Source organism: Leclercia sp. UBA5958 (assembly GCF_002430365.1).
Taxonomy (GTDB): Bacteria; Pseudomonadota; Gammaproteobacteria; order Enterobacterales; family Enterobacteriaceae; genus Enterobacter; species Enterobacter pneumoniae.
In genome coordinates this window covers 235,613-262,361 of sequence record NZ_DJCE01000012.1, presented here as the reverse complement: position 1 = coordinate 262,361, position 26,749 = coordinate 235,613, and the positions used below count along the sequence as shown (strand labels likewise).

The following is a 26,749-nucleotide window of genomic DNA, read 5'->3' as shown; positions in this document are numbered from 1 at the left end:
ATCATACAGAACCTCCCCTATGTTCACTATTACCATACCCCCTCCCCTCTGGCAGAAGTTACCTCTTACCCAATGATTAATAGCACAGCGTCATATTTCCTTACTGGTACTTTCAACCGTAAATAAGTAACCTCGTTCAATCAGTGAACAAAAGGAAACAATATGGAATTCGTCCAAGGTAAAGACTGCTTTAACGAGATGGCAACCGGAATTCTGGTGAAACTGTTTGCGGACTATCCGTTTTACTCATATTTCGACTTTTCAGACTTCGGCTGGAAGCCCAGAGGAGACAGAGCTCAGATTGACCTGTTGTGCTACACGCTCCAGGCGCTCACTGATATGGGTTATACGGAGATTATTTCTTCAACCGACATGGACACCGCCGCCAAGTTAACACCTCGTGGTTTGAATTTACTTCAACAGCAGGCTCCGGGCGTAGGCGATACCGTGATTAACATTCTGAAAGCTGGGGCTGAAAAAACAGGTGGTGCAGTAGTTGGTTCAACAATAAGCACCCTGATTGATTGGATTTTTAAAGGCAATAAAAGCCGTTAAATGCAGTTTAATTGCTTTTATTTATCCGTAAATCCAGCCTTGCGTCACTGGCTCGCCTGTGGGGTGTCGTGATCGTTATATCTTGATATATACAACGAAGCCACGCCAGTGCTGGATGCGTTAAATCTGTCATTCATGGTGTGGCTAAACACAATCACCGATCCACCCTTCCATACCGAAAAAATAAATTTTCTTCACAACCTTTTGAAAATACTTCCATTTTTGGACGCAGTGAGCCACCTGTATAACGCTGTGGGATGTCGTGGATTATTGGTCTTTCAGTTCACAGTTGTGTGGAGATAATGCCGCTACGGGCTTCTGGTTAAGCGTAGGAGGGATTGGTGGGGTTAGAAGGTTTGATGCTGTTTTAATTGTGGGAAGAGGTCAAGATCTAGGTCGGAAGTTTAGAGAATATCTCCAGTCGCTGGCGTCATGCTGTGGGAATTGCAGCAGTGCAGGAGGAAGGAGAGCGAAGCACTGAAAGTGAAGACTTATAGTCTCCACTTTATAAGTGATTGATAATAAACAGATGAGACTACAATCACCATCAGACGACCTTTATATGCAGTATTTATGCAGGTTCAGGCAAGGTTTATTCACTTCGTTGGGGTGATGCTCGGGACTCGGGCGGTACTCGATAACTCAGCCACTAAGATATTTGCAAAAGATCCTGCCATTTCCGCAAGGGGCCATCAGCCCCGCCTAACCGATCAGACATAGGGACCGAAGGACATTTCCTTACTTGCCAAGCTATGGCACTACCCATGTTGGTTAGTCTCCCGGCGGTCGGGGGCATACCTGCCTTGCAATCACTTGGCGTACAATCCGCTCTCAACATTTGTTCATTTTGTGCTATTAATAAATTAAAGAACTTTATATCTAATTGTTTTTGATCAAAAATTTATCAATCAAGAGATTGGCAACCGCCCGGCGGCAAGGAGAAGGGCATGGGTAATTCGATGGTGGCATTGAAGACAGCGGACGAGGTGAAGGCAGTCATCGCGGAGTTAGCAAAGAACAAAAAGACGAACCTGTTTCGCTGCCTCTGGGCGATGCAATTTGAAAGCGCTCTCCGCTTCGGTGATGCAGTAAAGCTGACCTGGGATCAGTTCGCTGAGGGCAAAACACATCTGTCTATCAAGCAAGAGAAGACGGGGAAACTTCACAAGGTAACTATTACCCCAGCTATGCGCTCTATCGTCCAGGCTCGCCGGGAAGAAGCAGCAGACCGCCCAAAATTCAGTGACTACATATTCAGCCTGTCCGATCTGAGGTCGAAGGGCCTGCCAGTTTCACACAACGCGGTGTTGACTGAGTACGGGAAATGCGGACGCCGTGCAGGTTTTCAGGATGTGGGAAGCCATACACCACGCAAAAGCAAGGGCCGTATATTGTTTGAGAACGGTGCTCCACTGGAACACATCACAAAATTGTTGGGCCAGGCAAACCCTGCCTCAACGCTATTTTACATCGGGTTCACACAAGAGACTGCGGACACGCTATCAGAAGAGTTTTCTCTTGGGGAGGAATGGTAACGATGAAAAAATGCACAACATAAGTTTTGACTTTGTTGGCCCTGCTGGCATATCAGCCAATGGCGGCAAACGCAGACCAAATCAAGATGCAGTTAACCGAACATTATAAGACGTTATAATCCCTAAAAGCTAAAATGGCTATTCTGTTGATTGAATTCATGAAAATAATTACTGTAACGGGGTAAAATGTAACCACTGAAATTTCTTGCGTTCCATTTTTGGGAACAAGTTGACACAGCAAACAGAGAACACTATGATGTTCCCATATTAGGAACAAATTATGAGATTGTGCGGAAGAAATCATCTGGATGAGTTCAAGAAAACCACACCAGCCTGCATTGTTTGGATCAATGCATGGGCAGCAGAGTTAGATTCAGTGGTTTGGAAATCAGGCCATGATGTTATGAACCAGTTTCCAAGCGCCTCCAGTGTTGATGGACGCTCTTTCATATTCAAAGTTGATGGTAGCAACATCGCTGTTGAAACTATCATTGATTTCAACATGTTACTGGTGCTTATTACCTCAATAAAGGTAATGTAATGGATATCAAAGTTATAAAAACAGAGCAACAGCATCAGGAGTATTTAAAGAAGATTCACTCTTTAATGCTGGAAATGCCCCCCATTCATTCCAAGGCGCATGAAGACTTGGAGTTGCTAATAACTATTGTTGAAGCATATGAGAACTCCAAGTATCCAATCGAACCTCCTGACCCTATTGACGCCATTCTTTTCAGAATGCATGAGAAAGGTCTAAAGCAGGTTGATCTTGTACCCTATCTGGGAACAAGAAGCAGGGTCTCAGAAATCCTTGCCCGTAAAAGACCTTTGACGGTGTCGATGATCAAAGCGCTTTCTATTGGGCTGGGCATTTCCACAGATACGTTAGTTGGGATGAATGCAGACAATGAGCACTCTTCTGACGATCACATTGACTGGTCTAAATTTCCAGTTAAGGAAATGATAAACAGAGGTTGGCTTCCAGATATAGTTGATAGAACGAAGAAAAATACCGAAGAAATTATAAAGAGCTTTATTGATCAAGTGGGTTGGCAGGCAAGTAGCAGCGTTTCATTCAAACGGACGCTTTCTGGTGATGCTTATTCACCTGCAACAAAATATGCGCTGTTTGCATGGGTCAGCAGAGTGGTGCAACAAGCACGTAAGCGCAAGAATTCCTTAGGTGTCTTTAATCCAGATGTCTTATCAGCCAGCTTTATGCGTGATCTTGCTCAATTAAGTTGGTTCGAAAAAGGCCCTTTATTAGCAATTGAGTTCCTTGAAAAACATGGCATTGCGATAGTCATTGAGCCATGTCTAAAGGGAACAAGAATTGATGGTGCAGCGCTAAAAGACGTTGACGGGTTGCCGATCATTGGTTTGAGCTTACGATATGATCGGTTAGATAACTTTTGGTTTACTTTGTTACATGAAGTTGCCCACATATGGAAACATATTGATTCTAATGAGATTTTCTTAGATGACATCGACTCAAACACAGATGATAGACAGGAGTCAGAAGCAAATCGGCTTGCCAGAGAAGCATTTATACCCAGGTCGACATGGAAGCGAAGCCAAGCTTATTCATCCCCATCTAAAGAGGCAATTGATAGCCTCTCAAGAGAGCTAAAAATTACACCTGCGATTATTGCAGGTCGGATACGGCGTGAAAGCGGAAATTATAGAATTTTCAATGATCTGATTGGTCAAGGTGAAGTAAAAGCACTATTGGTTCCGGCCTTCGATAACTAAACGCAGGAGAGTTATTATGTACCCTACATATGTACCTATTCTCAAAGCAAAAGCAGGTGAATTCGCTGCTTTAAAAAATCTGAAGGCTGCATACTCTGAAAAAATAGCACCTTTTTTCGAGATTCCTATTTTAGTAAGAAAAGAAAAAGAGCCAAAATGGCTCATGGAATCAACACAGCCTTTGACAGATCATCTGCAAAGAACGGCTAAAAAGCTTGTAGCTTCATGCCAATCTAACGCCTTTTTCTTTGACATCACGCAATGGAAAGCCGACTGTTATATTGAAACTGGTGAGCATGTACTGAGCTATCTTTACAGAGAATTATCCAAAAGCGGCGCGATTATTCACCCTGTGGTGGGATTCGATAGATGGGATATTTTAGATTACCAAATAGCATTGAAAGATTTAAATATCCCTGATGGGAATAATTATTGCATTCGAATTGATTCATCTTCAATTATTGATGATTCTTACGATGTCGATTATTTCACCGAGACTCTTGAAACAATCATGGAGGAGCTTGGCTTATCAAGCAAAGAAGTCATGATAATGCTTGATTTTGATGATGTTACAAACAAATCGATTGAATCCTTAAACGCTCACGTCAAGCATGTTTTAAACATTTTATCCGATTATGAATTTTCATGCGTTATTATTTCAGGTGGTTCCTTCCCCGCATTCATAAATAAAGCAGTTAAGGACGAGAATTCATCTGATTATGTGACAAGGCGCGAAATTAACGTTTGGAAATCATTCGTTGATGATTCAAAGCTACCTCTTGTTTTCTCTGATTATGGTATCAGAAACCCTAAAGCCGAAGACGATATTATAGCTCCTAATGCCAATGGAAAAATACGATACACCATTGAAAACAAACACTTTGTTGTTCGTGGCTACTCTAAATTGAAAGGGGATGGTTACAAACAATTGCACAAATTGGCTGAAAACATCGTCAATTCCCCCAACTACTTAGGGCCAGACTTTAGTTGGGGCGATGAATGTATTAAGGCATGTAGTAAAAAAGAAAAACTCGGTGGTAATACTGAGTGGATCAGCTATGATACAAACCACCATATAAGTTATGTAGTTGAAGAAATTACCGAATTTAATAGAGTTAGAGTTGCTAAAAAAACAGCAACCATATAAAAAATCACGCCCATTATTTTGGGCGTGTTTCTTTATTAGTCTTAAAGGCCTGAGGAGAGACGGTGTAGATATTTATCGCCACTATAACGACTTCTTTATGATTAGCTCAACTCAGATAAATTTCCTGACCTCTGTGACCATTTTCAACTCAGCCTCTTCTGCCTTCTTCCGTTCGAGCCATGCTTTCCCCTCTGGTGTCGCCAGAAACTTACGAGCGTGAATTTTACGGTTGTTGCGTTTGGTTGCTGCTGCATTTTTCGCCATGATTACCTCCAGATCAGCCCTCACACTGGGGCTATAAGGGCAGGCTACAGAAAATCGCAGTGACATATCTAGGTGCCAAAATACCCTACCAAATGGTGCCGAAGGCAATAGGTGACAATTACGTGCCGTGTTGGGCACATAAGGAGGGGCGGAGCGAAGCGACTTCCGCAGAAGTATGATCCCCTAATGGGAATGATGACGCCTTGTCATGGCTTCTTATCAGGTAGCCGTTGTGATCCGGTGGCTGAAACCGTGGCAGAGCCGGATTCTTTCCCGATCCGGTTAGTCTTCCCAACATTACGCCTGTTTATTCGCTGCAACGTCATCTCGACGTGTTGCATCATGGAGCGCCGCACGAAGCGCGAGCCACATTGACAAGGGTTATGGGAAAAGGATTTGAGACGCTGGCGGCGTCTTCCGGCTTCAAAGGAAAAGCGCAACGTATAGACCAGCGACAAGAAATTAAGCCGTCAGTGCTGACCGTTCACGTTTTGTACAGGGTTGAGCCTGGAAATTACCTGCCGCTGCGTGATAACATCCCAAAAGCCACTACCAAACACAGCGGCAATCGTTGGTGACATTATTCAAGCAAAAAACACAGGCAAGAAAGGCAGAGTTATTTAACTAACGCTTTGTTTCTAAGAGGTTTTTCTTGATTGGTGCCGAAGGCCGGACTCGAACCGGCACGTATTTCTACGGTTGATTTTGAATCAACTGCGTCTACCGATTTCGCCACTTCGGCACTGAAGGGGATGCGGAAACGTTGTGGATTATACCTGTCACGCGCCGCCATGCAAGCGGCGGCGCGCTAAACCTGCGCTAAGTGTTGAAAAAACCAGCGTAACCGCCCTTACAGGTCCGACACCGCATAGCGGATCAGCCCGGCGGCGTTCTTCTCTGGCAGCGTCAGCACGTTGTTCCACAGGTCCTGCACCAGCTCGCAGCTTACTTTCTCTTTGCCCACCGCCTTGTTCGGCGCCTGCAGCAGTTCGAAATCCTGGCCGTACTTCTCGGCCAGCTTCTGCACAATCGGCACCACGTCGGTCTCGGCGCGTTTTACCTCTTCCGGGGTCACGGTGTGCTTGTTCGGGCCGAAAGCAGCACGCATCATGGTGGCATCCGCTTCCATGCGGCGCTGCATCAGCTCTTTACTCAGCAGGCGCATCGGGTTCACGCCCCCTTTCACTTCCGGGTAGAGGAAGCGGAAGCAGCTATCGTCGCTCACCTTCTGCATGGCGGCGGTCTGCTCCATATTGATCTTCATATACTCCACCACGTTGGCGTCCGGGGCGTTTTGCAGGCGCGCCATCTGCAGATGCAAAATCTGCGGCTGGATGGTGTCGATAATCTGCTGCTCGTTCTTGCCCGCCTTTTGCAGGGCGATCATCTCGTCCTGCACCTTTTTGCGGAACTGTGGGTCCTGCTCTTTAATCACCTGCCACACCGGCATGCTGCCCAGCGCGGTGTCGAGCTGCTGTTCCGTGGTGGGCTGCTGGTCGCGAAAGATCCAGCCCGCTACTACCATGCCCAGCACGACGGCTGCCGCAATACCTAACCCTTTTTTCATTATCCTTTGTCCTTATCAATTAAACCGGCACGCCGCTATGAAAGCGGAACTCGCTATCCGCAGACGTGATAAGCGTAGCCTCGACGTCGCCAAAGTGCTTAATGCGCGGAGTGATGTCTTCGTCACTCACCTGCTGCGCAAGGTGCAGATAGTCCTGATAATGGCGCGCTTCAGAGCGCAGCAAAGACAGGTAAAACTTCTGCAGGTCGTCGTCGAGGAAGGGGGCCAACGCGGCGAAGCGCTCGCAGGAGCGCGCCTCGATATAGGCCCCACAGATTAATTTGTCGATCAACGTCAGCGGCTCGTGGGTGCGCACGGCTTTCAGCATCCCTTTGGCGTAGCGGCTGGCGGTGATTTTGACGTACGGGATGTTACGCGTGACCATCGCCTCGCGCACCTGCCAGAAATGGTGCAGCTCTTCTTTAATTAACAACACCATGCTGTCGATAAGCGCCTGGCCCCAGGGGTCGTCGGTTTTGGGCATCACGCTTTTGCTTATCTGCTTATGCAGGGCGATAAAGTCGGGTTCCGGCCCGTCGCGAAAGGTGAAGGCTTCGTAGGGCTTAAGCCACGCCAACAGCGCGTCGGCACCGCTTTCATCGGCGACGTATTTACGTACCAGCAGTAGTGCGGTCTGGGCGGCCTTCAGTTCGCACACCATATGATCGGTAAGCAACAGCGGCAGGTTGGCCGGGTCGCGGGCTTTGTCTATCCATGCTTGCGGGGTGGGGCACGGGAGGAAGTCTAGAACGGGAGCAAGTATCTGCGGGTAATCCATGTTTGAACCTTGAAAGCGGCAGTGTGCACTGCCGCTAATACGCTATTAGTGACGCACGCCGTCGTCATCTTCGTCGACGTAGTCTTCGTCGTCGCCTTCTTCACCCTCTTCGCCGTTCGGATCTTCGAAGTAGGTGCCCCAGCCGTCGTACTCCACTTCAAAGCGCTCGGCCAGGTCCATCAGCTGTTCTACCTGCGCGTCGATCAGCTCAGCTTTCAGGGCGCCTTCGCTCAGGATATCGCAGCAGATGACGGTGTCGCCCTCTTCCACTTCCAGCTCTTCCGGCTCGGTCACTTCATAACCCAGACGGAACGCCTCCACCGCCAGCTTCTCCAGCGCTTCAAAATCATCCGCAGAGAAATGGTGCTCAATGGTGTACAGCGCATCCGGATCGCTGCCATCTTCCAGCAGCTCTTCAATAATCAGGCGCGTCTCTTCGCGTTGCTCTTCCAGTAGTTCCGGGTTTGCCATGGCTCAATCCTCTTTAAAGTGCGGCAGTACTTCTATTTTCACACACGGATGTGTTTGCCTCCACCTTTCGACGAAAGATTTGTGAAACAGGGTTGCAAATGAATATTCATATAGATAAATTGAATTTTAATTCAATAAGTGGCCTCTGCCATGTGAGGATAAAATGTCTGAACTGTTTAAAAAACACTTCCTGAAATTGCTCGACTTTACCCCTGCCCAGCTTACCGGGCTGCTCGCTCTGGCGGCGCAGCTGAAGTCCGACAAGAAAAAAGGGACTGAAGTACAAAAGCTTACTGGCAAAAACATCGCGCTCATCTTCGAAAAAGACTCAACCCGTACCCGATGCTCTTTCGAAGTTGCCGCTTTTGACCAGGGCGCTCGCGTCACTTATCTCGGCCCAAGCGGTAGCCAGATTGGGCATAAAGAGTCAATTAAAGACACCGCGCGGGTGCTGGGCCGCATGTACGACGGCATTCAGTATCGCGGTCATGGCCAGGAAGTGGTCGAAACCCTGGCGCAGTTTGCCGGCGTGCCGGTGTGGAATGGGCTGACCAATGAGTTTCATCCCACGCAGCTGCTGGCAGACCTGCTGACCATGCAGGAGCACCTGCCGGGCAAGGCGTTTAACGAGATGGTGCTGGTCTATACCGGCGATGCACGTAATAACATGGGTAACTCGATGCTCGAAGCGGCAGCGCTTACGGGGCTGGATCTGCGCCTGGTGGCGCCACAAGCCTGCTGGCCGGAAGCGAGCCTGATAGCCGAGTGCAGCGCCCTGGCCGAGAAGAACGGCGGTAAGATCACCCTCACCGAGGATGTGGCAGCCGGTGTGAAAGGGGCCGACTTTATCTATACCGACGTCTGGGTGTCGATGGGCGAGCCGAAGGAGAAGTGGGCGGAGCGGATTGCTCTGCTGCGCGGTTATCAGGTGAATAGCCAGATGATGGCGCTGACCGGCAACCCGAACGTCAAGTTCCTGCACTGTCTGCCCGCCTTCCACGATGACCAGACCACCCTGGGCCAGCAGATGGCGAAGGAGTTTGATCTGCACGGCGGCATGGAAGTGACCGATGAGGTCTTTGAATCCCCGGCGAGTATCGTGTTTGATCAGGCGGAAAACCGCATGCACACCATTAAGGCGGTGATGGTGGCGACGCTGGGGGAGTGATCTCAGGTTTGTCCTCTGCGGTCTGATGCCCTCACCCCGGCCCTCTCCCACAGGGAGAGGGAGCAAATAATAAAAAGCCAACTTACGTTGGCTTTTGCTTTTACCTTGGCGCCATTCGATTGATTTTTCAGCGAAAAACAGGTACTTTTTTTGCCTGATTCCAGCGCGAGTGATGCCTGATTATGCCTATTATTCAATCTGTTGAACGTGCCTTAAAGATCCTCGACCTCTTTAACGAGCAGGCCACGGAACTGAAGATCACTGATATCAGCAAACAGATGGGGCTGAGTAAAAGCACGCTTCACTCGCTGCTCAAAACCCTGCAACTGCATGGCTATATCGATCAGAACCCGGAGAACGGTAAATATCGCCCCGGCATGAAGCTGGTCGAGCGCGGTCATTTTGTAGTGAGCACCATCGACATCCGCCAGAAGGCGAAAAGCTGGCTGCAGGCGTTGTCCGACCGTACCGGGCAGACCACCCACCTGGGGATTCTGGACGGGCGCGAAGGGGTCTATATCGAGAAGATTGAAGGCAAACTCGCGGCCATCGCCTATTCGCGCATTGGCCGTCGCCTGCCGGTGCATGCCACCGCCATCGGGAAAGTGTTGATTGCCTGGCTCGGCGAGGCGGAGCTGAATACCCTGCTGGAAGGGTACGACTACGCCACCTTTACCCCGGCGACCCTTGCCAGCCGCGAGGCGCTGCTGGCGGCGCTGGCCGAAACCCGTGCGCAGGGTTACGCCCTGGATAGCGAAGAGAACGAACAGGGCGTGCGCTGCGTGTCGGTGCCGGTGCGCAACCATGAATCACGCGTCATTGCCGCGCTAAGCCTCTCTACCCTCACCTCCCGGGTGGACGACGCGGAGCTGGCCCGCTTCCGCGAGCAGTTGCAGGAGGCCGGGCAGCAGCTGTCGCGAGCCCTCGGCTGCCCGGCCTGAGGCGTTACGCCTCTTCTGGCGTGTAGCTAAAGTAGTCGAAATCAGCGTGGCAACCGTCACCGCTGATATCCTCGCAGTGCAGCCCCACAAAGGCCCCGGTAAAGAAGCCGCGCCCGCCAATATAGTCATCTGACAACTTCCACGCCTCGAAGGTGATGGGTACGCTGTGCCAGGTTTCACCGTCGAAGGAGTAGCTGTAGTGATACTCAAGACGATCAACCTCCACCCGCAGCCAGATGCTTTGTGCGTCGTCCGGCACCGGGATGGGCTGCTCATGCAGCGGCCAGAGCGGCTGGTTCTGATCGAGCTGAATAACTTTCAGGGTGCGCCCCTGCCCCTCCTCATAATCGACAAAGCAGTAGCTCCAGTTTTTGCTGTTGTAGTAGCAGGTGAGCCCGGCGCTCTGCTGGAAGTGGCGCGGCGAAAATTCCATGCGCGTCTCGGCCGTAAAGGTGAAATGTTGCCAGCGGCGTGCGACGGTAGATTGCACAAAGGTCGAGTTCAGGGAGTCGTTGCCGTACAGCCGCAGCCAGCCCTTGCGGGCGCTCAGGGAGCCGAGCGAGGCATCGAACGGGATACGCAGGGTCTGCAGTTCCGGGTCGAGGGCATCGTGATCAAAGTCATCCCGCCAGGTGGCGGGCGCGGCCACGTTGCTCTCTGCCATCTGCGGCCCCGGCACGCTGAGCTGCGCGTGCTTGCCCCCTTCCACGTACGGCCAGCCGTCGCGCCATGCGATGCGGGCGATGCCCGTCTCGCGCCCCAGCGAGCAGTAGCCGCGCCCGCCGCTTGCCAGCAGCGGGATGCCCGGTCTGCGCTGCGGGCGGCTGGTGAGGTAGGCCATAAACCACTCTCCGGTGTGGGTCTGGAGCAGCGAGCCGTGGCCGCTTTTTTGCAGCGGATTCTCCGGCAGGTGCCAGCTGGTCATCATCGAGACTTCCGGGTGCAGTTCGTACGGCCCCTCCAGCGTGCGGGAACGCAGCACCACCACCGCGTGCTCGTAGCTGGTGCCCCCCTCCGCCACCAGCAGATAGTACCAGCCCTCTTTACGATAAAGGTGCGCCCCCTCGGTGTAGCCCAGCGGCGTGCCGGTGAAGAGCGTTTTACGCTCGGGCGACAGAGTCCGGGTCTCGGGGAAGTACTCCTGCATCACGATGGTGTTATGCGGATTACTGTGGTGGCGCGGCCCCCAGGGGCGGTAGAGGTAGTATTTGCGTCCATCGTCGTCATGGAACAGGGACGGATCAAACCCGCCGTTGCCCATCGGGATCGGCTCGCTCCACGGCCCCTCGACGGAGGGGGCGGTGACGAGGAAGTTGCGCCCGTTTTTCCAGGGTGAATCGACAATTTTAACGTCGGTATAGAGCAGCCAGAACTGCCCGTCGGCGTAGCTCAGGCACGGCGCCCAGATCCCGCCGGAGTCCGGGTTGCCTTTCATGTCCAGCAGCGACACGCGGTCCAGCGGGGTGCTCGCCAGCCGCCAGTTTTTCAAATCCCGGGAGTGGTAGATGCGCACGCCAGGGAACCACTCGAAGGTGGAGGTGGCGATGTAGTAATCCTCGCCCTGCCGGCAGAGCGACGGGTCCGGGTTAAAGCCGGTAAGAATCGGGTTGGTAATGGTGTACATGGTGCCTCCTGCTTAATGCGATGCTGCGGTGGTGGCCGCCGGAAGATCGTCGCCTCTGGCCGCCCGGTGCTTGATCAGCTGCTGGCTGATAGCCTCCACGCGCGCGTCCGTCAGCTTGTAAAAAGAGAGCATGATGAACATGCCCACGTAGAGGATGACCGGCACCACGCAGAACAGGATTTTGATGGTGGAGAGCACTTCCACCGGCTGCACGCTGCTGCTGGCGGAGTAGTTCACCCAGGCCAGTATCCAGCCTACCAGCGCGCCGCCAATGGCCAGGCCAATCTTCAGGGCGAAGAGATAGGTCGAGAACACCAGCCCGTCCAGACGGCGGCCGCTGCGGCTCTCTTCGTAATCCACCACGTCAGAGGCCATCAGCCACTGCAGCGGCGTGGTGGTGTTAAAGACAAACAGGAACAGGATATTCAGGGCAAAGATCAGCGCGATGTGCTCGGCTGGCGTAAAGAAGATCAGCAGGCTAATCAGGGAGTAGGCCACGATGATCCACTTGAAGGCTTTAACGCGATCAAAGCGGCCCAGCAGCCGGGATGAGCAGAGCGAGCCAAACATGGTGGCGATGCTGCCGTACAGCAGAAACTGGGTCGCCATCTCCGGATGGTCCATCACGTATTTCACGAAGTAGAGCGTGGCCCCGCCGCGCACCACGTTGGAACAGGTCGCCATCATTTTAAAGGCACACATAATGCGCCACTGGCTGTTGCCCAGCAGCAGCTTAAGATCTTTCGAGATCGATGCCCCCGGCTGCACCTCAAAGGTGTAGCGCTCTTTGGTGGTGAAGAAGCAGACATAGAGCAGCACCACGCCGCAGAGCCCCAGCACGCACATGGCGCCGAAGTAGCCGAGCTGTTCGTCACCCCGGCCGATGATCCCCACCAGCGGCAGCGCGATACCGCTGATCGCCAGCGATCCCGCCGCCGCCAGGAAGAAGCGCCACGACTGCAACGCGTGGCGCTCTTTCGGATCGGCGGTGATCACCCCCGGCATGGCGCAATAGGGCACGTTAACGAAGGTGTAGACCAGCGTCAGCAGAATGTAGGTAACGCAGGCATAGAGGATTTTGCCATTGGCCGAAAACTCGGGCGTGTAGAAGGTGAGCATGCAGACCAGGCCAAAGGGGATCGCCCCCCACAGCAGAAACGGGCGGAACTGGCCGTGGCGCGTGCGGGTGCGGTCCACCAGCAGCCCCATCAGCGGGTCGGTCACGGCATCCAGCACGCGAGAGACTAAAAACAGCGTGCCCATTATTCCCGCCGAGAGGCCAAACACGTCGGTGTAGAAATAGGCCAGCAGGAACATGGTGGCCTGCCAGACGAAACCACAGGCGGTGTCACCCAGCCCGTAGCCAATTTTATCTTTCATGGTTAACTGCATCTTTACCCCCAACGCAAAGTGGAACGGTACCGACGTCAGGGACCTGAGCCAGGGAAAAAGCGCCCCGGCGCATCGACAGGAATACACCCTTTGGTCATCTGATTAATTACAAATTCGTGTTAATAAAGTGTAATAAGGGGCTTATTTTTCCGGCAATGGTCATTTCTGGTTTATGAATTATGATATTTTGCTTTTGTGATTCCGGTCGTTATCAACGCACCAGGTAGAATATTTTTATCTTATATTTTAGTGATTTATTAAATTCCCATTGCTTTAATCTAAATATATTTCAGACAGCTAAAAGCCGTCCGCGAATTTCTCTTCGCAGACAGCCTTTTTTATTTTAGAACCTAAAGTCCGAGCGCTTTTTTACCGGCGTTAATAACCTCGATAATTTTATCTGTGTCGTAAATACAGCCTTTCCAGGTGCCACCGCTCACCGACTGCAGTGCCGCCCACAGGCGGGTGTCGTCCGGCAGGAAATCGTGGGCGTGCAGTTCCGGATGCGGTGCGCGCAGGGCCAGCACCGCCGCCCCCTGCGCCGGGGTAAGGGGATCTTCCAGCGTGCCGATAAAGTTCACGCTCCCGGTCAGGCGAAGGCGATCCACCTCGATGGCGATGATGTCGTTATCGCGCAGCTTGCCAATCGGCCCGCCCGCCAGCGCCTCGGGGGCCACGTGGCCGAAACAGGCCCCGGTTGAAACGCCCGAGAAGCGGGCATCGGTGATCAGCGAGACCGTCTTACCCCAGGAGACATGCTTCAGCGCCGAGGTGAGCTGGTAGGTCTCTTCCATCCCGGTGCCGGAGGGGCCGCCGCCTATCACCACCATGATGTCGCCCTCGGCAATCTCGCCGTTTTTAATCGCTTTAATGGCCCGCGCTTCCGAGACAAACACCCGCGCCCGTCCGGTATGACGATAAACACCGTCTTCCCCGACCACAGAGGGATCGATGGCCGTGGCTTTGATTACCGAACCGTCCGGGGCGATGTTGCCCACCGGGAAGGCCACCGTCGAGGTGAGGCCGCGCGCTTTGGCACGCGCCGGGGGCAGGATCACGTCATCCGGATCCACGCCGTCTTCCTCACGCAGGCACTGGCGGAAGCGCGCCCGGCGCTCGGAGGCCTGCCACCAGTCAAGGTTTTCGCCCACCGTCTGGCCGGTGACCGTCATCGCATCTTCATGCAGCAGGCCCAGCGCACGCAGGTGGAGCATCACCTCCGGCACGCCCCCGGCAAGAAACGCCCGCACCGTGGGATGATAATCCGGGCCGTTCGGCAGCACGCTCACCAGCCGCGGGACTTTACGGTTGATGCGCGTCCAGTGTTCCACATCCGGAATGGTGCAGCCCGCCGCGTGGGCGATAGCCGGAATGTGCAGCAGCAGGTTGGTGGAGCCGCCAAAGGCCGCGTGGATCACCATCGCGTTCTCGATAGCTTTATCCGTCAAAATGTCGCGGGTGGTGATGCCGCGGGTATCCAGCTCGCTCACCGCCCTGGCAGACTGGCGCGATATCTCCAGCCAGACGGCCTGGCCAGAGGGGGCCAGCGCCGAATGGGGCAGCGCCAGCCCTAGGGCCTCGGCCACCACCTGCGAGGTGCCTGCGGTGCCAAGAAACTGACACCCGCCCCCCGGTGACGCGCAGGCGCGGCAGCCCAGCTCGGCGGCCTCCTGCAGCGACAGCTCGTGGTTGGCATAGCGCGCGCCGATGGTCTGAACCTTACCGGCATCTTCCCCGTGCGTCGGCGGCAGCGTGGCCCCGCCCGGCACCAGAATGGTGGGCAGATCGTGCATAGAAGCCAGCGCAATCATGGTGGCGGGCAGCCCTTTATCACAGGTGGCGACGCCAATCACCGCCCGGCGCGTGGGCAGCGAGCGGATAAGCCGCCGAAAGACGATAGCGGCATCGTTACGGTATGGCAGGGAGTCGAACATGCCGTGGGTGCCCTGCGAGCGGCCATCGCAGGGGTCGCTGACAAAGGCGGCAAACGGGATGCCACCGTTACGGGTGATCTCTTTCGCCGCCGCCTGCATTTGCAGGCCAATCTCCCAGTGGCCGGTGTGGTAGCCCAGCGCCACCGGGCGTCCGTCGCCCGCGCGGATTCCCCCCTGGGTGCCGATGATCAGCACCTCTTTGCCGGTCAGCTTGTTGGCATCCCACCCCATCCCGGCGTTTTGCGTCATGCCGAACAGGTTACCGCTGGGTGATTCCATCAGCATTTGCGGGGTCAGCGGCAGCGCCCCTTGCGGCCCGGCGGCGTGGGTTTTCACCGAGTAGAAGGCGTGATCCTGCGGCGTAAAAATCGTTTCAATCGACATCGTGACCGTCCGGCTCAGCAGAGTTTGAGCTGTTGTAGCAGCGATTTCAGCTGCGCTTTGCGCGCCTCATCCAGCGGCCCGGCAGGCGGCAGCACGTAGGTTGATACCGGGCGACCACAGAGGGAGATGGCCTCTTTGATCACGTTCACGAACGGCGTATCCAGCTGATACATCTGCGGAATTTGCAGCATGGTCTGGTGGTACTGCGCCGCCCGGGCCAGATCGCCGTCGCGGAATGCCTGCAGCAAGTTGACCGACACCTGCGGGGCAAAGTTACCGCTGGCCGAAATGGCGCCATCGCCCCCGAGCATCAGGGTATTGAACAGATGGTCATCGTAGCCGCAGAGCACCACAAAGTGCGGATGGGCCGCCTTCACGGTAAGGATCATGCTGCGCAGATGGGCCACGGAGTCGATGGTGTCTTTGATCCCCACGATATTGCTGCGCGAGTCCACCAGGGTTTTCACCAGCGCCGGGGTGAGATCCTGCCCGGTCAGGGCCGGGAAGTTGTAAAGGATCACCGGCAGGGTGACGCTGTCTGCCACCTGCTGGAAGTAGCGAATCAGGTTGGCTTCTGAGACTTTCCAGTAATAGGGATTGATGACCACAATCCCGTCCGCCCCTGCCTGCTGGGCATGCTGACTCAGCTCAAGGGTTTCGCGGGCGTTGGTGCCCCCGGTGCCAATCAGTACCGGTACGCGACCGTTCACATGCGCAATGGCAAACTCGGCGATCGCTTTGCGCTCGTTGGTATTGAGCTGGGTAAACTCCCCGCCGCTGCCGAGGAAAAACAGGCCATCCACCCCGGCGTTGATCATGTCGTCGACCAGCGCGGCGGTGCCCGCTTTATCGAGCATGCCGTCCGGGGTGAAAAGGGTGGAGACAGGCGGAATAATTCCCGAAAACTGCGCGGTCTGCTGCATGGGATCTCCTTGCTTAATCGTTTTGTTCTACATTATAGAACAGCGTTCGTTTATTTAACGATCATACTATGACGCAGAAAAAGCGCAGGACAATGGGATGAGATGAGGGAGTGCGGGAAATTTAAGCTGGATCACATTCTACAGGGTGCGGTCTGGTGCCCTCACCCTAACCCTCTCCCACAGGGAGAGGGAACTCTTACCCCCTCTGTCCAAAAGGGCGAGGAAGAAAAGACGGCCCGGTACAATCCCCTCTCCCCTCTGGGGAGAGGGTTAGGGTGAGGGGTAAGAGAATTACCCCACCAGCATCTTCACAACCACCTTACGCACCTGCCCCGGCGCGCCCACCGCGCAGAGCGGCTTGTGCACTTCACCGGGGTAGAAGACCACAAAATCCCCTTCGTTCAGGACTACTGTCTTCTCTTGCTCCCCTTCCGGCAGGAAAGCGATATCTTTGTCCGCCAGCCAGTCGGTATCCGGCGTGCCGTTTGGCAGGGTGCTGAAGGTCATCCCCTCCTGGCCTTTCAGGACAATCTGGATATCCAGATAGCGGGCATGATACTCCGCGCGGCGCTCAGCAAAGGGCTGGGTCATATCTTCCGAGACCAGGAAGAACAGACGGTTGCCGTCGATATCATGTTTACCGGTCGGGGTCGCCTCGGTAACGTGCGTTTTTACGTGCTCAATCGCCTGACGCAGTTCCGCAGGCAGCCAGCTCTGGAGGTTGTGAATGTTGCCAACGATCATGGTTGAATCCTCAATATAAAACAACGTTTCATTTTAAACTTTTATACGAGAAATTTGGCTGCCATACCACTACTTTTTGGCCGGGATTTGCCGCAGCGCATAACCATGCAATGCAAACCGTTTGCTTTGCTTAAAGCGTGAATTTATCGCTTGATCCCGCCTTCAGGCTGCGTATAATGCCCCACAATTTGCCGGGAGGAAGCATGGTTCAGTGTGTACGACATAATGTCTTACCGCGTCTCAAAACAGACGCTGGCCTGCCGTTTTTCTTCCCGCAGCTATCCCTATTCCCAGAGCCCCTCATTTGAGGGGCTTTTTTTTGCCCGGCGTCAGGAGATAAACATGAATCCGCTTTATCAAAAACACATCATTTCCATAAACGACCTTAACCGCGAAGAGCTGGAGCTGGTGCTGGAAACCGCGGCAAAACTGAAAGCCAACCCGCAGCCGGAGCTGTTGAAGCACAAGGTCATCGCCAGCTGCTTCTTCGAGGCCTCCACCCGTACGCGCCTGTCGTTCGAGACCTCAATCCACCGCCTGGGCGCCAGCGTAGTGGGCTTCTCCGACAGCAGTAATACTTCGCTGGGCAAAAAGGGCGAAACTCTCGCCGATACCATCTCGGTCATTAGCACCTACGTGGACGCTATCGTGATGCGCCACCCGCAGGAGGGGGCCGCGCGCCTGGCAACCGAGTTTTCTGGCGGTATTCCGGTGCTTAACGCCGGTGACGGGGCTAACCAGCACCCCACCCAGACCCTGCTGGATCTCTTCACCATTCAGGAGACCCAGGGGCGGCTGGAAAATCTGAACATCGCCATGGTCGGCGACCTGAAGTATGGCCGCACCGTCCACTCTCTCACCCAGGCGCTGGCGAAGTTTACCGGCAACCGCTTCTACTTTATCGCCCCGGACGCGCTGGCGATGCCGCAGTACATTCTGGATATGCTCGACGAGAAAGGCATTAAGTGGAGCCTGCACGCCAGCATCGAAGAGGTGATGGGGGAAGTGGATATTCTCTATATGACCCGCGTGCAGAAAGAGCGCCTGGATCCCTCCGAATACGCCAACGTAAAAGCGCAATTCGTTCTGCGCGCCAGCGACCTGGAGGGCGCACGCGCCAACATGAAAGTGCTGCACCCGCTGCCGCGCATTGATGAGATCACCACCGACGTCGATAAAACGCCGCACGCCTGGTACTTCCAGCAGGCCGGCAACGGCATCTTTGCCCGCCAGGCGTTACTGGCACTGGTTCTGAATCGCGATTTAGCTCTGTAAGGGGAGACGACCATGACACACGATAACAAACTCCAGGTTGAAGCCATCAAGCGTGGCACCGTGATTGACCACATCCCCGCGCAGGTGGGCTTTAAGCTGCTGACCCTGTTCAAGCTGACCGAAACCGACCAGCGCATCACCATCGGTTTGAATCTGCCGTCCGGCGAGATGGGGCGTAAGGATTTGATTAAAATCGAGAACACTTTCCTCACCGACGAGCAGGTTAACCAGCTCTCGCTGTATGCGCCAGACGCCACGGTGAACCGTATCGACGACTACGAAGTGGTGGGCAAATCCCGTCCGAGCCTGCCAGAGCGTATCGAGAGCGTACTGGTCTGCCCGAACAGCAACTGCATTAGCCACGCGGAGCCGGTTAACTCCAGCTTTGCGGTAAAAAAACGCGCCAACGATATCGCGCTGAAGTGCAAATATTGCGAAAAAGAGTTTTCCCATACGGTGGTGCTGGCCGGTTAATCTGCAATGACGTGTATAATGGCCGGGAATCCGTTTTTATCACGCTGTTATTCAGGAGAAAACATGACCAAAGTACTCGCGACGGAAAATGCACCAGCCGCTATCGGCCCGTATGTTCAGGGCGTTGATCTGGGCAGCATGATCATCACCTCAGGCCAGATCCCGGTGAACCCGAAAAATGGCGAAGTGCCGGAAGACGTGGCCGCGCAGGCGCGCCAGTCGCTGGAAAACGTGAAAGCGATTGTTGAATCCGCAGGGCTGAAAGTGGGCGATATCGTGAAAACGACCGTTTTCGTTAAAGATCTCAACGATTTCGCTACCGTTAACGCCACCTATGAAGCCTTCTTCACCGAACACAATGCGACCTTCCCGGCGCGCTCTTGTGTGGAAGTGGCCCGTCTGCCGAAAGACGTGAAGATCGAGATCGAAGCGATCGCCGTACGCCGCTAACGCTTGTTTTTTAATATTAAGGCAGCCCAGGCTGCCTTTTTTTATTTCCCCGATACACAGCCGAAAATAGCCTTCAAGTTTTTTCACTATTATTTTTCGTCCCGCCATTCCATGACTTCATTTTTATTCCGCGCAACACTAACTGCGCCCAAAAGCATTACTCTCTTTTAATGGAATAATAAATGAAACTGTCTAAAATTGCGTTGGCACTTGCCACACTCACGGTTGCTTCATCGGCTTTAGCTCACGGTTATGTCCAGTCTCCGGCCAGTCGTGCTTATATGTGCAAACTGGGTCAGAACGTTGACTGTGGCACCGTACAATATGAACCGCAGAGCGTGGAACGCACCTCCGGCTTCCCGAACGGCGCCCTGCCGCCTGATGGTCAGCTCGCCAGTGCGGGCATCTCCCAGTACTCTCAGCTGGATCGTCAGAGCCTGAACGCCTGGACCAAAACCCCAATGACCGCCGGCGCGCATACCTTTACCTGGTATCACACCGCACCGCATAAAACCACCAACTGGCGTTATTACATCACCAAACAAAACTGGGATCCAAATAAGCCACTGACCCGCGCGCAATTTGAATCCACGCCATTCTGTACCGTTAATGGAAATGGCCAGGCGCCAGCCGTTACCCAGAATATGAATTGTAATGTTCCGGAACGTACGGGTTACCAGGTTATTTACGCGGTATGGGAAATTGCCGATACCACAAATAGCTTCTACCAGGCTATCGACGTTGATTTCGGTAATGGCGGCAGCCAGACGCCGGACGAAACCCCAGCGGTCGTGTCTGAGTGGGCGAAAACCCTCAACGGCCAAATTTCCGGTAATAACCTGAACGCTGGCGATAAAGTGATTGCCCGCTTCTTCGATGCCAACGGTGAAGTGGTCTCCATGCGCACCGAAATGACCATCTCCTCTGACGCCCAGGGCGATGCTAACCAGTGGTCTTACGACCTGGCGCAGAAAATCAACGCCGAGCAGAACGATGTCCGCGTGGGGATGAAAGATGAAGGCGGCGATGTGAACCCGGTTCACGGCGCTAACAGCGTGTATGTGAGAGAGGGCAGCGCCCTGCGATCCGTAGCCATCTCTTATGAAGAGCAGCAGGCTCAGGTGGACGAAAGCATTGCCGTGAGCAATGTCCAGTACAGCAAAATCGTTAACGGCAACGCGACCGTCTCCTTCCACGTTAACACCCAGGGTGATGTGAATCTGGAAGCGCACGTGATGAACCATCAGGGCGCGGAGAAAGGCTATCTGAAGCAGGATATGAACAACGCGAATCAGGATGTCACCATGAACCTGACTAACGTGACAGCTGGCCACCACATGCTGAAATACTACGCGACCAATAAAGACGGCACCCTGTTTGCGCAGGACGTTGTCAACATGATGCTGGAAGAGGATTCAGCCAGCGCCGATACCGGTACTGCGGGCCAGTATGACTACCGCTTCCCGGAAAACCTGAGCAGCTACACTGCGGGCACCGTTGTTCTGCAGCCGAAAAATGGCAAAACCTACCAGTGCAAACCGTTCCCATATAGCGGCTACTGCGTACAGTACAAGAAAGCGGCTAACCAGTATGAACCGGGGGTCGGTTCACACTGGCAGCAGGCCTGGGTGCTGAAAAAATAACATCCCTTCCCTCTCCCGCCAGGGAGAGGGATTTTTTACTGATTGCGCGTCGCGCGCAGCAGTTTTTCCAGCGGATAGACCACCGCGATCACCACCTCATCCTGAATCTGTGCCGCACCGTCCAGTTCGCGCTGAATAGAGGCAATCTCGGCATCATCCAGCGTCCCTTGTCGCGCCACCAGATCGGTGAGCCGCAGGCCAATGGACGACAACTTATCCACCTCCTGAATTACCGGCTTCAGCGCTTTTAACTGATAGTTGCTTTCGCTGAGCGCCAGCGCATCGCTGGTGTTGTTCTGCCAGCGGGTAAAGACATGCCGCAGCGCGTCGGCGCTTTCGTTGTCTTCGGCATCGCTCACCAGACGTTCCGCCCACTTGTTCATCTGACGCACGGTATGACTTTCCGCACTCAGGGCATCCGCGTAGCGGTTCAGCGGCTCGAACTGATGGTAGTTGCCTGCCTGGAACTTCAGGTGCTGGCGCGTGTAATAGTGCGCAGGCTCCAGCGCCTGGGCGAGAATTTGCAGCGCCACGGTATCGGTGTTATTTGCCAGGCGGATAAACTGCGTTTGCTGCTGGCTATGCTGCTGCAGGCCTGCAGAGACGGTACTCCAGGTGTCCATCGCCTGCAGGCGAGTGTACATGTTGTCGATGTCCGTCACCTCTTTCGCCGACCATAGCCGCTCCGCCACCGCAAACGCTCGCGGCCAGAGCTTGATATCCAGCACCGGCGCGGCCACGTTCTCGGCCCACAACGCCACTTCGCCACCCAGCAGGTTCGCCTGTTGCGCGGAATCCGGAACGGCGGGCGTGATCCCCTTCGGCACCGCATCCAGGCGGGCACCGGTCACCGGATAGCGTACATTGCCCACCAGGAAGTAGCCGCTGAGCTTATCATCCGTGACGGTGATGACCGGGCGGGTTTCCCCCATCCAGGTATCCACCGTGAAGCTCACCTGATTGTCGGCGCGCCACTCAATGTCGTTTACCGCCCGACGGGATTTACCGTTGAAATCGATAAATCCGCGCCAGCCTTTCTCGCCGGTCACCAGCGTAAAGCTGCCCTCTACCGGCTTGCCTTTCAGACGCGGCATGCTAAATGACCAGCTCTGGGCGCTGTCGTTGTCGGTAATCACATCCACATTATTGAGCCCCTCGGGCACCACTTCGTTGCGGTAGTGATAAGCGGTGCTTTGTGGCTGATCGAGATAAAAACCGGTGGAGAGGATGCCCTTATACCCCTGCTTCGCCACTTCCCCCAGTGCGTCCTGCCCCTGCCAGGACTGGATCAGGATGCTTTTTGGCAGATCCGGGTGGAAGATTTCGTCCCAGCCCACCATCTGGCGCTGATTTTTCTCGAGGATGGTCTCCAGCTTGCGGTTGAAATACGCCTGCAGCGCGTGGCTGTCGGCCAGCTTATTGTCGCGCATAAACTGCTGGATCCTGGCATTGGCTTTCCACTGGCTGTCGTCCACCTCATCCCCGCCGATGTGCAGATAAGGATCGGGGAAGATCGCCGCCAGTTCGCTGACCATCGCCGCCGCGAAGGTATAAGTCGCCTCTTTGGTCGGATCGAGTACTGGCTTCAGCACGCCCCAGTGACGCTCCATCTCATACGGGCCGGGGGCGCTCATCAGCTCAGGATAGGCCACCGCAATCGCCGAGGCGTGGCCTGGCATGTCTATTTCAGGCACCACGCGGATCCCCCGCGCCGCGGCGTACCTGACCACCTCACGCATCTGCTCCGGAGTATAGAACAGTCCGTCGCTGGCGAGCTGGGTCAGCTTTGGATAACGCTTCGAGGTAAAGCGCCAGCCCTGATCGTCGGTGAGGTGCCAGTGCAGCACGTTAAGTTTCGCCGCCGCCATACCGTCGATCTGGCGTTTGATCGCCTCCAGCGGAATAAAGTGACGGGCAGAGTCGAGCAGCAGGCCACGCCAGGGGAAGCGCGGTGCATCTTCAATCGAGACCCACGGCAGCGCGGTGTTTTCCGGGCCGTTCTGAATCAGTTGCAACAGGGTTTCCATCGCCCGCAGCGCGCCGAAGCGGGTATTTGCGGTAATAGCCACGCCATTCGCGTTGACGGTCAGTTTGTAACTCTCATCACTGTCCGGCTTTGGCAGCGCGTCCACCTTGCGGGCAACGGTAATGGTGATGGTCGGCTTATCCGGGTTGGCGGGCTGCGGCTGTAACGTCCAGCCGGTTTGCAGCGCAATGCGATCGCGCAGACGGGTCACGGCATCGCTGAGATCGTCTCCGCTGACCTTGACCGCGACCTGATTGGTCAGCACAAGCGCGCCCTGCGTGGCGGGATGCTCTACCTTTGCCGGCCAGGGCATCAGGGGAAGATCGCCCACCGGGGAGGCAAACGCAGACGCGCCGAGCATAAGCCCGGCGGTTAAGAGGCTGTACCGTAACATGAAAGTTCCTTATTTGACGGGCCAAAAAAAGTAAAACATTTTGTTAACATGCCCCTTATTAGGGGTCAAGCTAACAGGATGATGTAGATCACAGCCTGTCTAATTTAGGAAAAAATAGGGGTCTGTTTGAGGAGTGCTTACCGCAATGCGCTGCGTGGAGAGAGTAAAATGGCAACCGGGGTTGCCATTTATTGTTAAAACGCTTACTGCCAGCCATAGCGGCGGCTATAGAACCCTTTAACCATCTGGGTCAACACCATGTACCCGGCCAGAATCGCCACCAGCCACGGGAAGTAGCTCAGCGGCAGCGCCTGTAGCTGCAGGTAACTCGCCAGCGGCGAGAACGGCAGCGCAATGCCCAGCAGCATCACCAGCCCGGTCATCAGGATCAGCGGCCAGGCCGCACGGCTCTGAATAAACGGGATGCGGCGGGTACGGATCATATGCACAATCAGCGTCTGCGACAGCAGCCCGACCACAAACCAGCCGGACTGGAATAGCGTCTGCGCTTCCGGCACGTTGGCATGGAACACAAACCACATCAGGCAGAAGGTCAGGATGTCGAAGATCGAACTGATCGGGCCAAAGAAGAGCATAAAGCGTCCCAAATCCGCCGGATTCCAGCGCTGGGGTTTGCGGATCTGCTCCTCGTCGACGTTATCGAACGGGATCGCGACCTGCGACACGTCATACATCAGGTTCTGAATCAGCAGGTGCAGCGGCAGCATCGGTAAAAACGGCAGGAAGGCGCTGGCAACCAGCACGCTAAAGACGTTACCGAAGTTGGAGCTTGCGGTCATCTTGATGTATTTCAGCATGTTGGCAAAGGTGCGGCGCCCCTCGATGACCCCCTCTTCCAGCACCATCAGGCTTTTTTCCAGCAGGATAATATCAGCCGCTTCCCGCGCGATATCGACCGCGCCGTCCACGGAGATACCGATGTCGGCCGCCCGTAGCGCCGGGGCGTCGTTAATACCATCCCCCATAAAGCCCACCACGTGCCCTTCGCGCTTCAGCAGGGTGACGATGCGCTCTTTGTGCATAGGCGTCAGACGGGCAAACAGAGTGGTACGTTTGGCCAGTACGGCCAGTTCATCATCTGACAGCCGTTCGATATCGCTGCCTGTCACCACGTCGCCCGCGTCCAGCCCCACGTCGCGGCACACTTTGGCGGCCACCAGCTCGCTGTCGCCGGTGAGGATTTTTACCGTGATGCCGGAGGCTTTTAGCGCCTTCAGCGCCGGAGCGGTGGTCTCTTTCGGCGGATCGAGGAAGGCGATATAGCCTTCGAGGATCAGATCCGATTCATCGATACGCTGGTAATCCCCCTCGCGCGCAGGCAGCCGTTTTGTCGCCACCGCCACCACCCGCAGCCCCTGACGGTTCAGGGTATCGGTCACCCGGGCGATGCGGCGCAGCATGCTCTCATCCAGCGGCACTACGTTGCCGTTATGACGCACGTGGGTCGAGACCGCGAGGACCTCCTGCAACGCCCCTTTGCAGATAAGCGTATGCACATCCTCCTGCTCGCTGACCACCACCGACATACGGCGGCGTTCAAAGTCGAAGGGGATCTCGTCCACTTTTTGCCAGCGGGCAGAGAGCGTCCGCGCGGCGGTTTCGTCTACCCCTTCCAGCACCGCCACGTCGAGCAGGTTTTTCAGCCCGGTCTGGTAGTGGCTGTTCAGCCAGGCGCTGTGCAGCACGTGCTCGCTGCTTTTGCCGGAGATATCCGTGTGGTTCTCCAGCACGATTTTATCCTGCGTCAGGGTGCCGGTTTTGTCGGTGCAGAGGATATCCATGGCGCCAAAGTTCTGAATGGCGTCGAGGTGTTTAACAATCACTTTTTGCTTTGAAAGCTTCACCGCCCCGCGCGCCAGCGTGGAGGTGACAATCATCGGCAGCATCTCCGGGGTTAAGCCCACGGCCACTGACAGAGCAAACAGCGCCGCCTCCCACCAGTCGCCTTTGGTGTAGCCGTTGATCACCAGCACGATGGGAGTCATCACCAGCATAAAGCGGATCAGCAGCATGCTGACGCGGCCAATCCCCTGCTGGAAGGCATTCGGTTCACTCTGCTGCTCGCTGACGCGCCCGGCAAGCTGGCCGAACCAGGTATTGCCGCCGGTGGCGATCACCATCGCTTGCGCTGTACCGCTTACCACCGTGGTGCCCATAAAGCAGAGCGTATCGCACTCCAGCGGATGGGTTTGCTGCGGGTTGCGGCTGCGGGCAACCTTCTCTACCGGCAGCGATTCCCCGGTGAGCGAAGCCTGGGCCACGAACAGATCCCTTGCCTGCAACAGGCGTAAATCCGCCGGGATCATATCCCCGGCGGCCAGCTTCACAATATCCCCGGCCACCAGCTGATCGACGGGCAACTCACACCACGCGTTCTCGCCTTTATCATTAATGACGCGCAACACCGTGGCGGTATTGCTGACCATCGCTTTCAGGGCATCGGCGGCTTTGGTCGAGCGCGCCTCCTGCACAAAGTTCAACAGCGTGGCGATGGCCACCATCAGGGCGATCACCCCGGCGGCAAAGAGATCTTCCGTGGCGTAGGAGATGACCCCCAGCAGCGTGAGCAGCAGATTGAACGGATTGCGGTAGCAGGACCAGAGGTGCCGCCACCAGGGGGCCGGCTGTTGCGCCGGAATTTGGTTGTCGCCATGGGCTTCGCGCACGGCGGCCACCTCGGCAGGATTCAGCCCTTCCGGGTGGCTGCCAAAGGTGTGCCACAGCGTCTCTTCGTCCATCGCCGCCACGCGCAGGCAGTGGGCAGAAAGGCTATCTGGCAGGGTGGCATCGGCCAGCTGTTTGCCAGTCATCATCGGGTCGCGCTGTACCAGACGACGCGGCAGGTGGCGGCTCAGTTGGCTGAGCAGCAGTTGGGTTAAATTTTTGAACATAGTCAGTCCCCCGCACCCGCCACAGCGGGTGCAGAATATCCTTCAGACGTGACAAGGCCGCGCCTGAGAGGCGATCTGTTTTATGCAGGGACGTTTTTGGACGTCACTGCCTTACGCATCCGGTAAGGCAGTGAAAACAGGCTTACCGGCGTGAAGGGGCTCTCCGTCGGGGGAGAGGGGTGGGATCGGGATCCATAAAGCCTCCGGTAAGAAAAAAAGTAAGCCGACGCGCAGTATAGGGTTTTAACCATACCGTGAGTGACATTTCGGGCGGTATGATAATCGCCGGGGACTAAACCAAACGTAAACCAGACTTTGCCCATTGCGGATCCCCCTGCCCGAATTAGAACCTATTCCACAGGGCCGACTTATTACGGCCAGTCTGGAGACGCACAA

The 26,749-nt window shown here is 55.1% G+C and carries 25 protein-coding genes, 1 tRNA gene and 1 pseudogene; 14 read left to right on the top strand and 13 right to left on the bottom strand.

Annotated features, from left to right (window positions below; translation table 11 throughout):
- The first annotated feature begins 162 nt into the window (after positions 1-162).
- The 5 genes from B2Q93_RS19565 to B2Q93_RS19545 all read left to right on the top strand — a co-directional run bounded on the left by B2Q93_RS19565 (position 163) and on the right by B2Q93_RS19545 (position 4,989).
- Positions 163-555: a hypothetical protein gene (locus tag B2Q93_RS19565; protein ID WP_286934129.1), complete on the top strand. Its 393-nt coding sequence runs from the start codon at positions 163-165 to the stop codon at positions 553-555.
- Between the two features lie 947 nt (positions 556-1,502).
- A complete protein-coding gene (locus B2Q93_RS19560; protein ID WP_286934127.1) occupies positions 1,503-2,090 on the top strand; it encodes a tyrosine-type recombinase/integrase in 588 nt (195 codons plus the stop codon).
- 280 nt (positions 2,091-2,370) lie between these two features.
- Positions 2,371-2,631 carry a type II toxin-antitoxin system HigB family toxin gene (locus tag B2Q93_RS19555; protein ID WP_286934126.1) on the top strand — a complete coding sequence of 87 codons (261 nt, stop codon included), beginning with the start codon at positions 2,371-2,373 and terminating at the stop codon, positions 2,629-2,631.
- A complete protein-coding gene (locus tag B2Q93_RS19550) occupies positions 2,631-3,842 on the top strand; it encodes an ImmA/IrrE family metallo-endopeptidase (RefSeq protein WP_286934124.1) in 1,212 nt (403 codons plus the stop codon). Before B2Q93_RS19555 ends, B2Q93_RS19550 begins: the two co-directional genes overlap by 1 nt.
- A gap of 16 nt (positions 3,843-3,858) precedes the next feature.
- Positions 3,859-4,989, top strand: a complete 1,131-nt coding sequence (locus B2Q93_RS19545) for a beta family protein (RefSeq protein ID WP_286934122.1) — start codon at positions 3,859-3,861, stop codon at positions 4,987-4,989.
- A 111-nt stretch (positions 4,990-5,100) separates the two neighbouring features.
- On the opposite strand, the gene B2Q93_RS19540 is transcribed toward B2Q93_RS19545, so the two are convergent.
- The gene (locus B2Q93_RS19540; protein WP_286934120.1) at positions 5,101-5,253 is read right to left on the bottom strand and encodes a hypothetical protein; all 153 of its coding nucleotides are present in this window, start codon (positions 5,251-5,253) and stop codon (positions 5,101-5,103) included.
- A 383-nt stretch (positions 5,254-5,636) separates the two neighbouring features.
- Between B2Q93_RS19540 and B2Q93_RS19535 the strand changes: the two genes are divergently transcribed.
- On the top strand, positions 5,637-5,831 hold the full coding sequence (locus B2Q93_RS19535; protein WP_032694866.1) for a hypothetical protein: 195 nt from the start codon (positions 5,637-5,639) through the stop codon (positions 5,829-5,831).
- A gap of 79 nt (positions 5,832-5,910) precedes the next feature.
- Here the strand turns inward: B2Q93_RS19535 and B2Q93_RS19530 are convergent.
- The 4 genes from B2Q93_RS19530 to rraB form a co-directional block, all read right to left on the bottom strand.
- A tRNA-Leu gene (locus tag B2Q93_RS19530) sits at positions 5,911-5,995 on the bottom strand.
- 108 nt (positions 5,996-6,103) lie between these two features.
- Positions 6,104-6,820 (bottom strand): topoisomerase II, encoded by a 717-nt coding sequence (locus B2Q93_RS19525; protein ID WP_286934119.1) that lies wholly within the window; start codon positions 6,818-6,820, stop codon positions 6,104-6,106.
- Between the two features lie 19 nt (positions 6,821-6,839).
- Entirely contained in the window at positions 6,840-7,598 is a 759-nt protein-coding gene (gene miaE, locus B2Q93_RS19520; RefSeq protein WP_286808389.1) for a tRNA isopentenyl-2-thiomethyl-A-37 hydroxylase MiaE, read from the bottom strand.
- 45 nt (positions 7,599-7,643) lie between these two features.
- Positions 7,644-8,069, bottom strand: a complete 426-nt coding sequence (rraB, locus tag B2Q93_RS19515; RefSeq protein WP_040077411.1) for a ribonuclease E inhibitor RraB — start codon at positions 8,067-8,069, stop codon at positions 7,644-7,646.
- Between the two features lie 98 nt (positions 8,070-8,167).
- On the opposite strand from rraB, the gene argL reads away from it, so the two are divergent.
- The 3 genes from argL (at position 8,168) to B2Q93_RS19505 (ending at position 10,178) form a co-directional block, all read left to right on the top strand.
- The gene (gene argL / locus B2Q93_RS21295; RefSeq protein WP_233803539.1) at positions 8,168-8,263 is read left to right on the top strand and encodes a putative translational regulatory protein ArgL; all 96 of its coding nucleotides are present in this window, start codon (positions 8,168-8,170) and stop codon (positions 8,261-8,263) included.
- A complete protein-coding gene (gene argF / locus B2Q93_RS19510) occupies positions 8,233-9,237 on the top strand; it encodes an ornithine carbamoyltransferase (protein ID WP_286783810.1) in 1,005 nt (334 codons plus the stop codon). The genes argL and argF overlap by 31 nt, the downstream gene beginning before the upstream one ends.
- A 182-nt stretch (positions 9,238-9,419) precedes the next feature.
- Positions 9,420-10,178 carry an IclR family transcriptional regulator gene (locus B2Q93_RS19505; RefSeq protein ID WP_046886436.1) on the top strand — a complete coding sequence of 253 codons (759 nt, stop codon included), beginning with the start codon at positions 9,420-9,422 and terminating at the stop codon, positions 10,176-10,178.
- Positions 10,179-10,182: 4 nt separating this feature from the next.
- On the opposite strand, the gene B2Q93_RS19500 is transcribed toward B2Q93_RS19505, so the two are convergent.
- The 6 genes and pseudogenes from B2Q93_RS19500 to B2Q93_RS19475 form a co-directional block, all read right to left on the bottom strand.
- A complete protein-coding gene (locus B2Q93_RS19500) occupies positions 10,183-11,802 on the bottom strand; it encodes a glycoside hydrolase family 43 protein (RefSeq protein WP_286934118.1) in 1,620 nt (539 codons plus the stop codon).
- Between the two features lie 12 nt (positions 11,803-11,814).
- The gene (locus B2Q93_RS19495) at positions 11,815-13,194 is read right to left on the bottom strand and encodes an MFS transporter (protein WP_286934117.1); all 1,380 of its coding nucleotides are present in this window, start codon (positions 13,192-13,194) and stop codon (positions 11,815-11,817) included.
- 350 nt (positions 13,195-13,544) lie between these two features.
- The gene (locus B2Q93_RS19490) at positions 13,545-15,512 is read right to left on the bottom strand and encodes a YjhG/YagF family D-xylonate dehydratase (RefSeq protein WP_286934116.1); all 1,968 of its coding nucleotides are present in this window, start codon (positions 15,510-15,512) and stop codon (positions 13,545-13,547) included.
- A 14-nt stretch (positions 15,513-15,526) separates the two neighbouring features.
- Complete coding sequence (locus tag B2Q93_RS19485) at positions 15,527-16,435, bottom strand: dihydrodipicolinate synthase family protein (RefSeq protein ID WP_286934115.1); 909 nt, start codon at positions 16,433-16,435, stop codon at positions 15,527-15,529.
- A gap of 291 nt (positions 16,436-16,726) precedes the next feature.
- Positions 16,727-17,179 carry a YhcH/YjgK/YiaL family protein gene (locus B2Q93_RS19480; RefSeq protein ID WP_040077420.1) on the bottom strand — a complete coding sequence of 151 codons (453 nt, stop codon included), beginning with the start codon at positions 17,177-17,179 and terminating at the stop codon, positions 16,727-16,729.
- 146 nt (positions 17,180-17,325) lie between these two features.
- Positions 17,326-17,403 (bottom strand): annotated as a pseudogene (locus B2Q93_RS19475) (hypothetical protein); the annotation flags it as partial.
- Here B2Q93_RS19475 and pyrL point away from each other — a divergent pair.
- The 5 genes from pyrL (at position 17,383) to gbpA (ending at position 21,021) form a co-directional block, all read left to right on the top strand.
- Complete coding sequence (pyrL, locus tag B2Q93_RS19470) at positions 17,383-17,487, top strand: pyr operon leader peptide (RefSeq protein WP_072039576.1); 105 nt, start codon at positions 17,383-17,385, stop codon at positions 17,485-17,487. The pseudogene B2Q93_RS19475 and the gene pyrL sit on opposite strands and share 21 nt — an antisense overlap.
- Before the next feature lie 34 nt (positions 17,488-17,521).
- Positions 17,522-18,454 carry an aspartate carbamoyltransferase gene (pyrB, locus tag B2Q93_RS19465; protein ID WP_046886522.1) on the top strand — a complete coding sequence of 311 codons (933 nt, stop codon included), beginning with the start codon at positions 17,522-17,524 and terminating at the stop codon, positions 18,452-18,454.
- A gap of 12 nt (positions 18,455-18,466) precedes the next feature.
- Positions 18,467-18,928 (top strand): aspartate carbamoyltransferase regulatory subunit, encoded by a 462-nt coding sequence (gene pyrI, locus B2Q93_RS19460; RefSeq protein WP_040077423.1) that lies wholly within the window; start codon positions 18,467-18,469, stop codon positions 18,926-18,928.
- 63 nt (positions 18,929-18,991) lie between these two features.
- A complete protein-coding gene (gene ridA / locus B2Q93_RS19455; protein WP_040077424.1) occupies positions 18,992-19,378 on the top strand; it encodes a 2-iminobutanoate/2-iminopropanoate deaminase in 387 nt (128 codons plus the stop codon).
- 182 nt (positions 19,379-19,560) lie between these two features.
- Positions 19,561-21,021, top strand: coding sequence for an N-acetylglucosamine-binding protein GbpA (gbpA, locus tag B2Q93_RS19450; protein ID WP_286934113.1), 1,461 nt, complete (start codon positions 19,561-19,563; stop codon positions 21,019-21,021).
- 35 nt (positions 21,022-21,056) lie between these two features.
- On the opposite strand, the gene B2Q93_RS19445 is transcribed toward gbpA, so the two are convergent.
- Both B2Q93_RS19445 and mgtA read right to left on the bottom strand, forming a co-directional pair.
- Entirely contained in the window at positions 21,057-23,441 is a 2,385-nt protein-coding gene (locus B2Q93_RS19445; protein WP_286934112.1) for a beta-N-acetylhexosaminidase, read from the bottom strand.
- Between the two features lie 203 nt (positions 23,442-23,644).
- A complete protein-coding gene (mgtA, locus tag B2Q93_RS19440; protein WP_286934111.1) occupies positions 23,645-26,353 on the bottom strand; it encodes a magnesium-translocating P-type ATPase in 2,709 nt (902 codons plus the stop codon).
- Positions 26,354-26,749: the final 396 nt, after the last annotated feature.

Bases quoted from the DNA above. Each gene is read 5' to 3' on its own strand.
- B2Q93_RS19565 (WP_286934129.1), top strand. From the start codon at position 163: ATGGAATTCGTCCAAGGTAAAGACTGCTTTAACGAGATGGCAACCGGA.
- B2Q93_RS19560 (WP_286934127.1), top strand. From the start codon at position 1,503: ATGGGTAATTCGATGGTGGCATTGAAGACAGCGGACGAGGTGAAGGCA.
- B2Q93_RS19555 (WP_286934126.1), top strand. From the start codon at position 2,371: ATGAGATTGTGCGGAAGAAATCATCTGGATGAGTTCAAGAAAACCACA.
- B2Q93_RS19550 (WP_286934124.1), top strand. From the start codon at position 2,631: ATGGATATCAAAGTTATAAAAACAGAGCAACAGCATCAGGAGTATTTA.
- B2Q93_RS19545 (WP_286934122.1), top strand. From the start codon at position 3,859: ATGTACCCTACATATGTACCTATTCTCAAAGCAAAAGCAGGTGAATTC.
- B2Q93_RS19540 (WP_286934120.1), bottom strand. From the start codon at position 5,253: ATGGCGAAAAATGCAGCAGCAACCAAACGCAACAACCGTAAAATTCAC.
- B2Q93_RS19535 (WP_032694866.1), top strand. From the start codon at position 5,637: ATGGGAAAAGGATTTGAGACGCTGGCGGCGTCTTCCGGCTTCAAAGGA.
- B2Q93_RS19525 (WP_286934119.1), bottom strand. From the start codon at position 6,820: ATGAAAAAAGGGTTAGGTATTGCGGCAGCCGTCGTGCTGGGCATGGTA.
- miaE (WP_286808389.1), bottom strand. From the start codon at position 7,598: ATGGATTACCCGCAGATACTTGCTCCCGTTCTAGACTTCCTCCCGTGC.
- rraB (WP_040077411.1), bottom strand. From the start codon at position 8,069: ATGGCAAACCCGGAACTACTGGAAGAGCAACGCGAAGAGACGCGCCTG.
- argL (WP_233803539.1), top strand. From the start codon at position 8,168: ATGAATATTCATATAGATAAATTGAATTTTAATTCAATAAGTGGCCTC.
- argF (WP_286783810.1), top strand. From the start codon at position 8,233: ATGTCTGAACTGTTTAAAAAACACTTCCTGAAATTGCTCGACTTTACC.
- B2Q93_RS19505 (WP_046886436.1), top strand. From the start codon at position 9,420: ATGCCTATTATTCAATCTGTTGAACGTGCCTTAAAGATCCTCGACCTC.
- B2Q93_RS19500 (WP_286934118.1), bottom strand. From the start codon at position 11,802: ATGTACACCATTACCAACCCGATTCTTACCGGCTTTAACCCGGACCCG.
- B2Q93_RS19495 (WP_286934117.1), bottom strand. From the start codon at position 13,194: ATGCAGTTAACCATGAAAGATAAAATTGGCTACGGGCTGGGTGACACC.
- B2Q93_RS19490 (WP_286934116.1), bottom strand. From the start codon at position 15,512: ATGTCGATTGAAACGATTTTTACGCCGCAGGATCACGCCTTCTACTCG.
- B2Q93_RS19485 (WP_286934115.1), bottom strand. From the start codon at position 16,435: ATGCAGCAGACCGCGCAGTTTTCGGGAATTATTCCGCCTGTCTCCACC.
- B2Q93_RS19480 (WP_040077420.1), bottom strand. From the start codon at position 17,179: ATGATCGTTGGCAACATTCACAACCTCCAGAGCTGGCTGCCTGCGGAA.
- pyrL (WP_072039576.1), top strand. From the start codon at position 17,383: ATGGTTCAGTGTGTACGACATAATGTCTTACCGCGTCTCAAAACAGAC.
- pyrB (WP_046886522.1), top strand. From the start codon at position 17,522: ATGAATCCGCTTTATCAAAAACACATCATTTCCATAAACGACCTTAAC.
- pyrI (WP_040077423.1), top strand. From the start codon at position 18,467: ATGACACACGATAACAAACTCCAGGTTGAAGCCATCAAGCGTGGCACC.
- ridA (WP_040077424.1), top strand. From the start codon at position 18,992: ATGACCAAAGTACTCGCGACGGAAAATGCACCAGCCGCTATCGGCCCG.
- gbpA (WP_286934113.1), top strand. From the start codon at position 19,561: ATGAAACTGTCTAAAATTGCGTTGGCACTTGCCACACTCACGGTTGCT.
- B2Q93_RS19445 (WP_286934112.1), bottom strand. From the start codon at position 23,441: ATGTTACGGTACAGCCTCTTAACCGCCGGGCTTATGCTCGGCGCGTCT.
- mgtA (WP_286934111.1), bottom strand. From the start codon at position 26,353: ATGTTCAAAAATTTAACCCAACTGCTGCTCAGCCAACTGAGCCGCCAC.